Consider the following 12,671-nt stretch of genomic DNA (forward strand, 5'->3'; position numbering starts at 1 on the left):
CGACCTCCGGCTCAAACCACGGGAATCTCCACCAGCCTACGGTTCGTGATCCTGCGATACAGCATCGGGCCCAGCACCACGGCAGCGGCCAGGCACCACAGCACGACGCAGACCGCGCTTGACCAGAAGATCGACACCGCGCCGTCGCTGATGGACAGTGCGCGGCGCAGGTTCTGCTCCATCATGCTGCCGAGCACCACGCCGAGCACCATCGGTGCCATGGGCACGTTCAGCTTGCGCAGCAGATAGCCGATCACGCCGATGGCCACCACCGACACCAGATCGAAGGTCGTGGCACTGATCGCGTACACGCCGATGAAGCTGATGGTCAGCACGCCGGGCACGAGCAGCCAGCCCGGAATCGACAGCATGGATGCGAACACGCGCACCATCGGAACGTTCATGACGAACAGCATCACGTTGGCGATGAACATCGATGCGATCAGGCCCCAGACCAGCGCGGGCTGCTGGTCGAAGAGCACCGGTCCGGGCGTGATGTTGTAGAGCGTGAGCGCGCCCATCATCACGGCCGTGGTTCCCGAGCCCGGCACGCCAAGCGTGAGCATGGGAATGAACGATCCCGTGGCCGCACTGTTGTTGGCGGCTTCCGGAGCCGTCAGGCCGCGCATGTCGCCGCTGCCGAATTTGGCGTCGGGATCGCGGCCCTCGCTGTAGCGCCTTTCGTTGGCGTAGGCGACCGCAGAGGCAACGCTCGCTCCCGCGCCCGGCAGCACGCCGATCACGAAGCCCAGCAGACCGCCGCGCACGGTGCTGCCACTCGTGAAGCGCAGTTCCCGCAGGTTGAACAGCTTGCGCTTGCTGCGCGGCACTTCGACGCTCTGGCCGGCGAGCTTGTTCTCGAGCAACTGCAGCATCTCGGCGACGGCAAAGAGTCCGATCACCACCACCACGAAATCCAGGCCGTCCGCAAGATGCGGCACGTCGAAGGTGTAGCGGTACACGCCCGAATTGGCATCCACGCCGACGGTCGCAATCCCGAGTCCCATCGCTGCGGCGAGCACGCCCTTCACGGGCTGGTCGCCGAGCAGGCTGGTGAGCGCACAGAACGCGAACACCATCAACACGAAATACTCCGCAGGCCCGAAGGCCAGTGCCCAGCGCGCGAGAAACGGAGCAAAGGCCGCTATGCCGATGATGGCGATCAGCGAGCCGACGAACGAGGACCAGGCAGACAGCGAAAGCGCCACGCTGGCCAGTCCCTGACGCGCGAGCGGATAGCCGTCGATGGTGGTCATCACGGACGCCGCTTCGCCCGGCACGTTGATCAGGATCGAGGTGATGCGCCCACCGTATTCGGCACCCACGTAGACGGCGGCCAGCAGGATCAGCGCCGTGTCCGGCGGCAGGCCCATGGCGAACGCAATCGGCACGAGCATCGCCACGCCGTTGATCGGGCCGAGCCCCGGCAACACGCCGACGACGGTTCCAAAAAAGGAGCCGATCAGCGCCACCAGCAGATTGGTGAGCGAGAACGCCACCCCAAAGCCCAGCGAGAGATTGTCCAAGATGCCGTTCATAGCCAAGCCTCCAGCATGCCGAGCGGCAGCACCACGTCAAGCACCAGATCAAACAACAGATAAAGGCACACGCCCATCACGATTCCGCCGATGGCGCTGCGAATCCATGGGCCGTCAAACAGTCGCCCCACGCAGGCCGTGGCGAGCGCCGTGGCGATGATGAAGCCCAGAAGCTGGAACAGACACGCGTAGCCCACCACGATCAGCACCATGAGCGCGATGCGACTGTTGGCACCCGGCGGGTTGGGCCTGGCCGCATTGCCGCCCTTGACGGCGAGGCGCACGCCGCACAGCGCGATCACTGCCGCGAGCATCATCGGAAAGACGCGCGGCCCCATGGGTTCGTAGGCGAACGGGGTCTCAAGGTCGTGGCCGAACCACACCAAAAAGGCAGACAGCCCGAGCGCCGCGACGCCCAGTGTCCGATCGTTGAATGTCATGATGAACTCCTGTCAAGCGAAGTGTCTGGCACGCTGCCAGCGCACCGCTGCGCTCCGCATGCGAGCCAGCGATGCCGCACCGCGCACGATCAACGCGCGCGACATGGACGGAATGCCGTGAGTGAGGGGAGGAAAGTGAAGAAGAGGAAAAGAGCCGCAGCCTGCGCGTGCCTCGCTACTTCATCAGCCCGAAGGTTCTGGCGAGTTCCGCGTAGGCCTTGGTCTGCTTTTTCACGTAGGCCTCGAGTTCCGCGCCGGTTCTGTTGAACGGGAACAGTCCCATCTGTTGCTGCACCTTGGCGAATTCGGGCGTGGCCATGGTTTTTTCGAATGCCCGCTTCCACCAATCGTAGTCGTCATCGTGCACCTTGGGACCCATGTAGAAGCCGCGAATGACGGGCCATTCGATGTTGAAGCCCTGCTCCGCCGCAGTCGGCACGTGGGCCAGCTTTCCGGGAAGGCGCTCGTTGTGGTAGACCGCGAGCACGCGAATCGGCGCACCGCCATCAAGCATCGTGGCGGCTTCTGCGGCATCGCCCATGAAGGCCTGGATGTGTCCACCGCGCAAGGCCGTCACTGCCTCGCCGCCGCCTTCGAACGCGACGAAACGCATTTTCCTGTGATCGAGCCCTGCGGCCCTCGCGGTGAGTGCGGCCTTCATCCAGTCCTGGCTGCCGATGGAGCCGCCCGCGCCCAGCACCACTTTGGAGGGATCGCTCTTGAAGGCGTTCATCAGGTCCTTCAAATCCTTCATCGGTGAATCATCGCGCACCACGGCAACGCCGTAGTCCGCGCCCACGGCCACAAGCCAGCGCACGTCGTTCACGTCGTACCTGCCGAATTTGCCCTGCGCGAGATTCAGCAGCGAGCCGCTCGAAAAGGCCACCAATGCCCCGCCTTCCGCTGGCCGTTGCGCGACGACGCTGTTGTATGCCACCGCGCCGATGCCACCCGGCATGTAGAGGGTGCGCATGGCGCGCGTCAGTTCGCCGGACTCGCGCAGCGCCGTCTGCGCGAGGCGGCAGGTCAGGTCAAAACCGCCCCCGGGCTGCGCGGGCGCGATGCACTCTGGGCGACGCGGTTCTGCATGCGCTGCCGTGGCAATCAGCAAGACAAAAACGGCCAGTATCGGGCCGACACCAGGAACGGACTTCCATCGACTGAAACGGCAATTGAACATGTGCTGTGTCTCCGGTTGTAGATGTTGAAAGCTGCCGTAAAGCTTAGACAGCGCAGGCTTTCGTCCGGCTTTCAATCAAGGGTTATTCCCAAGCGGATCCTGGGTTCCGGTGAAGCGCAGCCCCGCCTGCAAGCCCATTACCTTGCCGTCCACGCACCGGTTGCGCAGGCTGAGCGTTGCGCCGTGGGTCGCGGCGATGGTCTGCACAATCGCGAGGCCCAGGCCCGCGCCCGGCTGCCGCCTGCCCGCAGCGCCTCGGCGAAAGCGGCTGCCGGCGCGCGCGATATCGTCGTCGCTCATGCCGCCGCCCGAATCCTCCACGAGCACGCTCAACGCACTGTCTTCACTGCGCAACGCAAGCGTCACCTGACCACCGCGAGGCGTGTAGCGGATCGCGTTGTCCAGAAGATTGCTCAGGGCCTCGCGGAGCAGCCATTCGAGGCCCTGCACCCGCGCCTTCGATGCATCACCGCGCGAGCAAAGCTCCACGCCGAGATCGATGTTCCGCGCCCTCGCGAGTGGCCACAGACTCGCGACGACCGCCTGCGCGAGCGCTGCCAGTTCCACCGGCGTCATCTCAGCGCCCTGCCCCGCTTCGCGCGCGCGGGCCAGCGCCAGCATTTGCTGCGTGAGGCGCTCCGCGCGCGTGAGGCTCTCCTGCATCGCGTGCAGCGCGGATCGCATTTCCTCGGGATCGCGCTCGCGCAGCGCGTAGCTCACCTGTGTGCGCAGCACGGCGATGGGCGTGCGCAACTGATGCGATGCATCGTCAAGAAACTGACGCTGCGCGCGCGCCATCTGCGCATGCCGCTCCATCACGTGATTGATGGATCGCACCAGCGGCTTGACTTCGGACGGCAGGCCTTGCACCTCGACGGGGGACAGATCGTCGGGCGCGCGCGCATCGAGCCGTGCACGCAGCCGCACCAACGGCTTGAGCGTCATGACCACGCCGGCCACCAACAGCAGCACGCTCATCGCGACCACCAGAGCATCGCGCTCGATGGCCCGCTGGACCATGTCCGACTCAAGCTCGCTGCGCATGCGCAGGCTCTCGGCCACCTGCACGATGATGCGGCTGTCCGGATTGCTGGCAATGGGCGGCGACGCCTCGCGCATCACGGCCGCAACGCGCACCGGCTCGTCCATGTAGAGCGCGTTGTAGAACCTCGGCTCGTTCAGCCTCAACGGCTCGCGCGGCAGAGGTAGATCGGGATTGCCGATCTCGGCCAGTCCGTCATCGAGTGCCACGCGGAAGTACACCGCGCCATTCACGGTCAACTCGAAAAATTCCAGCAGCAGATAGGGCTGCTCCACCGACAGTCCACCGCTCTCGGTCGAGGTGTTGTAGTTCACCGCGCGCAAGGCACCGGCCATGGCGCGGTCGTGGGCGACGTCAACCTGCGAGCGCATGAAGTGCGTGGACCACAGCAGACTGCCGCCCATGACCAGCAGCAGCGCGGGCACGAGCCACCACAACAGCGCGGCCTTGAGCGAGCGCGGACGCCAGCGGACGAACCGCGTGCAAGACCGCGCCTCATGCGTCATGAAGACCCCGTGTCGCCATCGCGGGCGGGCTGTTCCTCAAGGCAATAGCCAAGCCCGCGCAAGGTGACGATCTGCACGCGCAGGTCCACGAGCTTCTTGCGCAGGCGGTGGATCAGCACCTCGATGGCCTCCGGGTTGACCTCGCTGTCACCGGGAAACACGCGATCCAGTATCTGCTGCTTGGTAACCGGCTCGCCGCTGCGCTGAATCAGCACCCGCAACACCCCATGCTCGCGCGGCGACAGCGCGAGTGGTTCACCGCCGCCGACGTGAAAGCGCTGCGCCGCCAGATCGAGGGTCAACGGCCCGCATGACAGGCGCGGTTTCTCGCGACCACGGCTGCGGCGCACAAGGGCCTGCAAGCGGGCCTCCAGTTCGTCCACCATGAAGGGCTTGGGAAGGAAATCATCGGCGCCGTTCCTGAGCATTGCGACACGTTCGACCAGCGAGTCGCGCGCCGTGAGCACCAGCACCGGCGTGCGGTCGTCGCGCGCGCGCATGCGCTCGAGCACGCCATGGCCACTGATTCCGGGAAGCCCCAGATCGAGCACGACTGCATCGAATTCTTCCTGTCGAAGGCGGGCATCGGCCAGCGCTCCGTCGTCGGCCCACTCCACCACAATGCCCGCCTGCCGCGCCAGCGTGCGCGACAGCCAGTGCGCAAGATCGTGTTCATCCTCGACCAGCAGAATTCGCATGCCATCCCCTCGCCTCCGCGCCCCAACGGGCGTCGGTTTTGTTTGCAGGAGAAGCAGTCTAGTGGTGCGATCAATGCACCCACGCATAGGGCGTGATCGATATCAAGCCTCACCGACGCGTCGGCAAATTCGTCGCCAATCAGGCAGGCAGCATCACGCGCCGTGGCACTTCTTGTACTTCTTGCCGCTGCCGCAAGGGCAGAGATCGTTGCGGCCCGGCTCGTGCGCCTTGCGCACGGTTTCCACGCGCGGACCCAGGCTTTTCCAGACCTGGCGCAGGTCGTAGCACGCCCAGATCGCCTCGCCGACCTGCTCGACACGTTCGCGGCTGGTGCTGGCCGGGCCCTGGTCGTCATAGAGATTGACGGCGGGGACGCCCGCATCGTCTTCGGTGATCGCGACGATTTTTTCCAGCGATTCGTCGATCCATTTCTGGGCCTCCTTGTCGCGCGGCGCGGCCCATTCCTCGAACCAGTTTTCCACGGCAAACATGAAACCCAGCGCCCAGACCTGCGCAAATGACGGGATGTCCTGACCTTCGAGTTCGGCGCGCCCCTCGTCGGGCAGCATCAGGATCGCGCCGCGCATGTCCATGCATTCAGGCTGGAAGGCGTCGTCGGAGTCGAGCGAGTCGGTGTCCATGTCGAGCTGCGTCGCCACTTCGTTCAGCCGCAGCCCGCAGAGTTCGAGGAATCGCGCCTGCTGCGCCTCGTCCTTGAAGATGTCCGATTGCAACGGAAGCGGCTGACCCGGCTGCGCATCGTCGATTTCAATGCCGCTACCCAGCAGCATTGGCAGCCATTCGGTGACGGGGACGGTGCGGCGCGTGCACACGAGCGCGGTCAGAAAACCGTCGCAGAACTCCCACTGCGGCGTTTCCTCGCTGCGCTCGCGCACATCTTCAAGCACCGCATCGAGTTCGTCGAGCGCCTCGCTGCTCAGTGCCTGATGGAGTTCTGACGCGGCGTCTTCGCCCGTAGGTGGCGTCGCGTTGGGGTCGGAGTCTGGTGCGGCCATGGGAAATCTTCGGTGGTGCGATTGATCGAATGGGTGATTGGCGCAGCAGCCCAAAGCCGTGCGCAAACGCCATGAAAACGAGCTTCAATTTTACGTCGCAGCTGCGCGACCACCGCGCGCAAAGACCTGGCCTCACCCGGCATGAAGGGTATTCATGGCGCCGCCGCACAGCCACGGTCAAGCCGCTGCCATACTGTCAGGCTAACAACCGACGCATTTCGCATCATTCTTTTTATTATTGCGACCTGCGTCATATCCCCCGCAACTTACGCGTCTGACCGATGAGCCAAACTCTCGCCCCTCGCCGCCTTCCCGCATGGGTTCCCCTGCGCTATACATCGTTCTGCGTCGCGTTGCTCGGCACGGGGCTGTTCTTCGCCGCCGCGCGTTTCTGGGGCGGGGGTTGGTGGTGGGTCGGTTATGGCGTCTGTCTGGCGCTGTCCGTGCTGGGCGTGTGGGACATGCTTCAGACCCATCACTCCATCCTGCGCAACTACCCGATCATCGGGCACTTCCGTTTCATGCTGGAGTACATCCGCCCGGAAATCCGGCAGTATTTCATCGAGTCCGAACAGGAGGCGCTGCCGTTCTCGCGCGCGCAGCGCTCGCTGGTCTATCAGCGCTCCAAGGGCGAGTCCGACAGCCGCCCGCTCGGAACCCTGCTCAACGTGAGCGCACAGGGCTACGAATGGGTGAACCATTCGATGCAGCCCACCAAGCTCACCTCGCACGACTTCCGCATCTGGATCGGTGGCGACCCGGACCAGCCCGTCGAAGGGGTGTCGCCCTGCACCCAGCCCTACCATGCGAGCATCTTCAACATCTCGGCGATGAGTTTTGGCGCACTGTCGGCCAACGCGATTCTGGCGCTCAACAAGGGCGCGAAAACCGGCGGCTTCGCGCATGACACCGGCGAGGGATCGATCAGCCAGCACCACCGTGTCCACGGCGGCGATCTGATCTGGGAGGTGGCCTCGGGCTACTTCGGCTGCCGCAACGACGACGGCAGCTTCAACGAAGAAAAGTACACCGCCAACGCCACCGACCCGCAGGTCAAGATGATCGAGCTGAAGCTCAGCCAGGGTGCCAAGCCCGGTCATGGCGGCATGCTGCTCGGCCCCAAGGTCACGCCCGAAATTGCCGCCGCGCGCGGCGTTCCGGTCGGCGTGGACTGCATCAGCCCGCCCACGCACAGCGCGTTCAAGACGCCGGTCGAGATGATGCATTTCATCGCCCGCCTGCGCGAAAAATCGGGTGGCAAGCCTACCGGCTTCAAGTTCTGCGTGGGCCATCCCTGGGAATGGTTCGCCATCGTCAAGGCGATGCTCGAGACCAACATCACGCCCGATTTCATCGTCGTCGATGGGGCCGAGGGCGGCACGGGCGCGGCACCGGTCGAATTCGTCGACCATGTCGGCGTGCCGCTGCAGGAAGGCCTGCTGCTGGTGCACAACACGCTGATCGGCGCTGGCCTGCGCCACCGCGTGAAGATCGGCGCGGCAGGAAAGGTGATCACCGCGTTCGACATCGCGCGCATGATGGCTCTGGGTGCCGACTGGTGCAATGCGGGGCGCGGCTTCATGATGGCGCTGGGCTGCATCCAGGCGCAAAACTGCCACACCGGCCACTGCCCCACGGGCGTTGCCACGCAGGATGCGGGTCGTCAGAAGGCTCTGGTCGTGCCCGACAAGGCCACACGCGTCGCCAATTTCCACAACAGCACGCTGCACGCGTTGCTGGAGATGGTGCAGGCAGCGGGCCTGCAACATCCGGGCGAGATCACGGCGCATCACATCGTGCGCCGCATCTCCGACACCGAGGTGCGCCAGCTCGCCAATCTGGTGTTGCGCGTGGAGCCGGGCGCACTGCTCGGCGAACTGGACAAGCAGCACAACGTGTTCAAGCAATACTGGCCCGGCGCAAGCGCCAACACCTTTGCGTTCTCACCGCCGCCGCTCGCACCGAGCGCGCCGGAAAAGGCGAAAAAAGCTGCCAAGGCCGAAGCACTGCCGACATCCTGATACGCTAGGGCCCTCTGCACGAATCGATCAACAAGCCGGTTCGTCCACGAGATCCCCAGGGATAGTTTCGGCGGCCCGACGTCAGCGCCAGCAATGCGGACGCACGGCGGGCCGCCTCGTACTTCAGTATCTTCGCCGTGCCACCGATTCCACCCGCCGCCACCACCCGCCTAACCACGGATTTCGACGCCTTCCTCACGGAACAACTGCGCACGCAGTCCAAGAACATTCAACGCTACGAAACCGGCGGTCAGTGGGTCTGGATCAAGCGCACCGGCCCGCTGGTGCCCGCCTGGCGCTACCGCATCCTGCGCGTACTGCGCGTGCTGATGAACGAGCCGGTGCTGGGGCCGGTCGTGAACCACGGCGGGCGCGAGGCCATCGCCACCGAAGTGCGGCGCCTCAGGGATCTCGCCTCGCGCGGCATTCGCGTGCCGGCGGTACTGGCCGCGCAGGACGATGGTTTTGTGATGAGCCACCTGGGCCTGCCCGGCGAGCAGGTGCACTCGCTGGGCAACGTCATCCGCGCCGCCGTTCCCAAGGGTGCCGAGGCCGTCATGCCGCTTTGGCGGCAGGGCCTCGCGATGATCGACCAGGTCCACCGCTCGGGCACGGTGCTGAGCCAGGCATTCGCACGCAATCTGGTGGTCTGCCCCGACGGCGAGCTTGCCTGTGTCGATTTCGAGGACGATCCGACCGCCGTGCTGCCGCTCCCGGTCTGTCAGGTGCGCGACGCACTGTGCTACGCGCATTCGACCGCCATCTATCTGAGTCATGCGGGCGCGCTCGAACAGGCACGCGCGACCTGGCAGCAATGGATCGCCCAACCCGGACGCAGCCCGGAGTTCCACACCGTGCTGAACAACACACTCGGGCGCATGCGCTGGCTGCGCATGCTTCCCGCCAACCGCAGCCTCGGGCGTGACACGGAGCGCCTGCGGGCGATGTGGGATCTGATGCGCCCCGCTCCGTAGAGAAGCGCGCCATTGCATAAAATTGTGAATAATTGTCAATTATTGAGCATAATTTTATTCACATCAAGCTAATACATGATCCAAATCAATAGCCTGCGTCTAGAGTTGCGCCATCCGGTCTCCCCGCAACTTTGGTTGGGTCAATATGTATTTTTCGCCATCTGGTTCTCGCCTGCTGCATCTTCTTTTCGTTGTCCTGATGCTTGCAGTCTCCGGATTGTTGTCTGCGCAAGCACACGCGCAGGCAGGCCCCAGAATTCTGGTGTTGACGACCGACGAAGGTCAGCCGGGCGATACGAATACATTCGAGCAGGATGGCAAAGACGCCTCGGACAACCTGGCCCGGGCGTTTGGTAACGGAACCGCCTTCATCTCGCCCGCGCCGCAGGTGAAGTATCTGTATGGAGCGCTTTCGATCCGTAGCACGAAGGCGGGCGACGTCATCGCCGCGCGTCCAAATACCGATGACAGCCTCTATCCCAGCACCGCCACCAACACCGTGCGGGTCGTGGATTCCGCAGGCACCGCCGTCGATCCTGCAACGGGACTGACGACCGGTGCCAACGAGAGGGTGGTGTACGTGCCGGACAGTCGGCCAAGACTCGACTCCGCCAACCTCGCCGCGATCTTCAAACCCGATGACGCGGAACGCTACGACCTGGTGGTGATCGGCTCCACCTACCGCAAGGTGACCGACGAGGCGTATCAGACATTGGCGGCGCTCATGCAGAATCCCGCACTCAAGCCCAGGGCCGTTCTGTTCTTTGTCGATTCCTGCTGCGATGGGGTTATTCGAGCGCCTTGAACGTCGCTCGCTTCAGCGCACTGGTACTCAAAAAGGCAACGGCCGGCGTGGCACCGACCATCAATGCGACTGCCGGAACCGCCTTTTTTGGCATGGACACACTGCTCGTGAGCGGTATTTACTCGGGCTCCTTCGAGACACTGCTGCCATCGATTCGCGGCGGATATTTCACGCACATGACGGGAGTTCCCAAGGACAACATCCTTTACGGACCCATACCATCCGCAGCATCGAGTACCGGCAACGCCTATGGCGCATTCTTCCCCGCTGCGCAAGTCTTCAGCCAACCCAACGAGCCCGGTGGAACCTGCCTGTTCTCCGTCATCGACATCTCGCCGTTTGACACCAGCGCGGGGCTTAACAACCCCTATCAATTCAATACCTCGAGCATCGGACACAACCTCGGACAGGCTTTTGTCAATGCGGCGGCGGCGGGAGGCTCGTGTGGCGGCATGGCGTCGATTGCCGCGTCACCGCCAACGCAGTCCGTCACGCTGAATGCGCCAATGGCCACCATCACGCTGACGGTCAAGAATGAAACCCTGCCCGTGCCGAACGGCTCCCCTGCCGGCTCGGGATCGATTTCCGGTGGCCGCGTGGCCGCGACGCTGCCTGCGCATCTGCAATTCGCCGCGAACAACACGATCACGACGACCTGCACGCAAGGCATCGATCCTGGCACGAGCGCGCAGGGAGTGACGACCAATACCACCACCGGTTTTTCCGTCACCGGCATCACCATTCCCAACCTCGGTTCGTGCCAGATCACCTTGCCCGTGACCTGGACCGACACCAGCGTTCCAGCCACCAATGCCTGCATCCAATCCGCGCTCAATACCGCGACGCTGAGCATCACCCCGGGCGCGGCCCAGCAGTTCAGCACCACCCAGGGGCAGACCAACGACATCGCGACCGCGAGCGTGGTCTGCACCGCCCCGAGCTGGAACTGACGGCCATGCCCGTCTCCGGCCCCTATGCCGCTGGCGGCACCGTGACCTACAGCGTCACCGTGAAAAACCTCAGCCAGACCGCCGCCGCACCGGCGAGCGGCGCCTTTCTGAGCGGTCTCGCGCCTGCCGGCGCAACGCTGGTGAGCGTGGTCAACAGCGCCACCAACGCGTCAGTGAACTGCGCCAATCCCGCCAACTGCCCGCTGCCGCAGACGTCCCTGCCGACGATGGCTCGGGTACCAACACGACGAGCTATACGGTTCAATTCATCGCGCCCTTTAGCAGCCCGGCGATGAACTGGACGCCCACGGTTTCGCTGGCCGTGCCGACTTCGGAAGTCACCCTCGCGAACAACTCCGCCGCGCTTGCAGCCGCTGTCCAGAAAACGGTGTCGGTGGCCTCGGTCATCACCACGACCGGTCCGGCAAGCCTCGCGCAATATGTGGGCGATGCAATGAACTTCAATATTGGCGGCTGCATGAACCCTGCGGGCGCAGGCAACAGCCCGCTTGGTTCGCCCACATCCGGACCAGAGATCTCGCAAGTGGGCGATGCAGGTGTCGCCTGCGCCGTCGCGTTCACGAATGCGCCCGATCCCGCCAAACTCCCGGCGGGCTACGTGCTGGCCTCACCCACACCCACGCTGGTAAACACGCCCGACAGCCTGGGTAACGATCACTTCCTCGCGACCTGGAACGCCGTGCCACCGAGTGCCGTCTCGATCACCGGCAGCGTCCAGGGCGCACCCAGCACGTTCCCAGCCGACCTCGTCGGCAAGACCGTGAACTACAGCCTGGACTGCGCACCCGGCGCGGCCATTCCCGCAAGTGGTCAATTGACGATTGACGCAAACGGCCAGTTGACGGCACCATCCACGGTCGTGCCTTCGGGCTCGAATTGCACGGCGATGACCATCGACGGCATCGGCCAGTTGCCCGCCGCGCCGCAGAACTACGAGTGGAAGAGTTCCAGCGCCACGCTGCAAGGCAGCAATGCCTTCGTCGCCACGCTGGTCATGGCACCCAAGCAGCAGGCAGTGACCGTCACCGGCGTCGTGACCGGCGCACCACCCACCTTCCCGGCCGATCTGGTCGGCAAGACGGTTGCGCTCACCATGAACTGCACCCCGGACGCCGCACAGCCCGACACCGTCACCCTGACGATCGACGCGACGGGACACCTGAGCACCCCCACGCAACCCATGGTGAGCGCCACGGCAAGCTGCTCACCCCAACTCGCCGAGTCCACGCCCTCGCTGGCACTGCCGCAGGACTACGAGTGGAAGCCTTCGAGCGTGTCACCCGCAAGCGGCAACAGCAGCTTCGTCATCACCCTGACCATGGCCAAGAAGACCATCACACCAACGCTCGCCACCCCCGTACCCACGCTCGGCGAATGGGCGGTCTACGCACTGAGCGTGCTGATGCTGCTGGCCGCGGCGTGGCAGATGCGCATGCGTGGCCAGCGCGCGCAGCGCCAGCCAACCAAGCGCTGATCACA

At 64.5% G+C, this 12,671-nt stretch carries 12 protein-coding genes; 6 read left to right on the forward strand and 6 right to left on the reverse strand.

Annotated features, from left to right (window positions below; all coding sequences use genetic code 11):
- Positions 1-11: 11 nt before the first annotated feature.
- From H9K75_RS11080 to H9K75_RS11105, 6 genes are all read right to left on the reverse strand, one after another.
- Positions 12-1,538, reverse strand: a complete 1,527-nt coding sequence (locus H9K75_RS11080) for a tripartite tricarboxylate transporter permease (protein WP_187725777.1) — start codon at positions 1,536-1,538, stop codon at positions 12-14.
- Complete coding sequence (locus H9K75_RS11085; RefSeq protein WP_187725778.1) at positions 1,535-1,978, reverse strand: tripartite tricarboxylate transporter TctB family protein; 444 nt, start codon at positions 1,976-1,978, stop codon at positions 1,535-1,537. Before H9K75_RS11085 ends, H9K75_RS11080 begins: the two co-directional genes overlap by 4 nt.
- A gap of 175 nt (positions 1,979-2,153) precedes the next feature.
- Positions 2,154-3,158 carry a Bug family tripartite tricarboxylate transporter substrate binding protein gene (locus H9K75_RS11090; RefSeq protein ID WP_187725779.1) on the reverse strand — a complete coding sequence of 335 codons (1,005 nt, stop codon included), beginning with the start codon at positions 3,156-3,158 and terminating at the stop codon, positions 2,154-2,156.
- 75 nt (positions 3,159-3,233) lie between these two features.
- Positions 3,234-4,706 (reverse strand): sensor histidine kinase, encoded by a 1,473-nt coding sequence (locus tag H9K75_RS11095; protein WP_187725780.1) that lies wholly within the window; start codon positions 4,704-4,706, stop codon positions 3,234-3,236.
- A complete protein-coding gene (locus H9K75_RS11100) occupies positions 4,703-5,404 on the reverse strand; it encodes a response regulator (RefSeq protein ID WP_187725781.1) in 702 nt (233 codons plus the stop codon). Before H9K75_RS11100 ends, H9K75_RS11095 begins: the two co-directional genes overlap by 4 nt.
- 153 nt (positions 5,405-5,557) lie before the next feature.
- Positions 5,558-6,421: a UPF0149 family protein gene (locus H9K75_RS11105; protein ID WP_187725782.1), complete on the reverse strand. Its 864-nt coding sequence runs from the start codon at positions 6,419-6,421 to the stop codon at positions 5,558-5,560.
- 281 nt (positions 6,422-6,702) lie between these two features.
- On the opposite strand from H9K75_RS11105, the gene H9K75_RS11110 reads away from it, so the two are divergent.
- The 6 genes from H9K75_RS11110 (at position 6,703) to H9K75_RS11135 (ending at position 12,666) form a co-directional block, all read left to right on the forward strand.
- Positions 6,703-8,442 carry an FMN-binding glutamate synthase family protein gene (locus H9K75_RS11110; protein ID WP_187725783.1) on the forward strand — a complete coding sequence of 580 codons (1,740 nt, stop codon included), beginning with the start codon at positions 6,703-6,705 and terminating at the stop codon, positions 8,440-8,442.
- A 137-nt stretch (positions 8,443-8,579) separates the two neighbouring features.
- Positions 8,580-9,416, forward strand: coding sequence for a BUD32 family EKC/KEOPS complex subunit (locus H9K75_RS11115; protein WP_226858653.1), 837 nt, complete (start codon positions 8,580-8,582; stop codon positions 9,414-9,416).
- Between the two features lie 199 nt (positions 9,417-9,615).
- Positions 9,616-10,221 (forward strand): hypothetical protein, encoded by a 606-nt coding sequence (locus tag H9K75_RS11120; protein WP_187725784.1) that lies wholly within the window; start codon positions 9,616-9,618, stop codon positions 10,219-10,221.
- Positions 10,218-11,171, forward strand: coding sequence for a hypothetical protein (locus tag H9K75_RS11125; RefSeq protein ID WP_226858654.1), 954 nt, complete (start codon positions 10,218-10,220; stop codon positions 11,169-11,171). The genes H9K75_RS11120 and H9K75_RS11125 overlap by 4 nt, the downstream gene beginning before the upstream one ends.
- Positions 11,172-11,176: 5 nt before the next feature.
- Positions 11,177-11,467: a hypothetical protein gene (locus H9K75_RS11130; RefSeq protein WP_187725786.1), complete on the forward strand. Its 291-nt coding sequence runs from the start codon at positions 11,177-11,179 to the stop codon at positions 11,465-11,467.
- The gene (locus tag H9K75_RS11135; RefSeq protein WP_187725787.1) at positions 11,464-12,666 is read left to right on the forward strand and encodes an IPTL-CTERM sorting domain-containing protein; all 1,203 of its coding nucleotides are present in this window, start codon (positions 11,464-11,466) and stop codon (positions 12,664-12,666) included. The genes H9K75_RS11130 and H9K75_RS11135 overlap by 4 nt, the downstream gene beginning before the upstream one ends.
- The last annotated feature ends 5 nt before the right edge of the window (positions 12,667-12,671 follow it).

Source organism: Diaphorobacter aerolatus, from assembly GCF_014489535.1.
Classification (GTDB): Bacteria; Pseudomonadota; Gammaproteobacteria; order Burkholderiales; family Burkholderiaceae_C; genus Diaphorobacter_A; species Diaphorobacter_A aerolatus.

Bases quoted from the DNA above. Each gene is read 5' to 3' on its own strand.
- H9K75_RS11085 (WP_187725778.1), bottom strand. From the start codon at position 1,978: ATGACATTCAACGATCGGACACTGGGCGTCGCGGCGCTCGGGCTGTCT.
- H9K75_RS11080 (WP_187725777.1), bottom strand. From the start codon at position 1,538: ATGAACGGCATCTTGGACAATCTCTCGCTGGGCTTTGGGGTGGCGTTC.
- H9K75_RS11110 (WP_187725783.1), top strand. From the start codon at position 6,703: ATGAGCCAAACTCTCGCCCCTCGCCGCCTTCCCGCATGGGTTCCCCTG.
- H9K75_RS11120 (WP_187725784.1), top strand. From the start codon at position 9,616: ATGCTTGCAGTCTCCGGATTGTTGTCTGCGCAAGCACACGCGCAGGCA.
- H9K75_RS11095 (WP_187725780.1), bottom strand. From the start codon at position 4,706: ATGACGCATGAGGCGCGGTCTTGCACGCGGTTCGTCCGCTGGCGTCCG.
- H9K75_RS11100 (WP_187725781.1), bottom strand. From the start codon at position 5,404: ATGCGAATTCTGCTGGTCGAGGATGAACACGATCTTGCGCACTGGCTG.
- H9K75_RS11130 (WP_187725786.1), top strand. From the start codon at position 11,177: ATGCCCGTCTCCGGCCCCTATGCCGCTGGCGGCACCGTGACCTACAGC.
- H9K75_RS11105 (WP_187725782.1), bottom strand. From the start codon at position 6,421: ATGGCCGCACCAGACTCCGACCCCAACGCGACGCCACCTACGGGCGAA.
- H9K75_RS11090 (WP_187725779.1), bottom strand. From the start codon at position 3,158: ATGTTCAATTGCCGTTTCAGTCGATGGAAGTCCGTTCCTGGTGTCGGC.
- H9K75_RS11135 (WP_187725787.1), top strand. From the start codon at position 11,464: ATGAACTGGACGCCCACGGTTTCGCTGGCCGTGCCGACTTCGGAAGTC.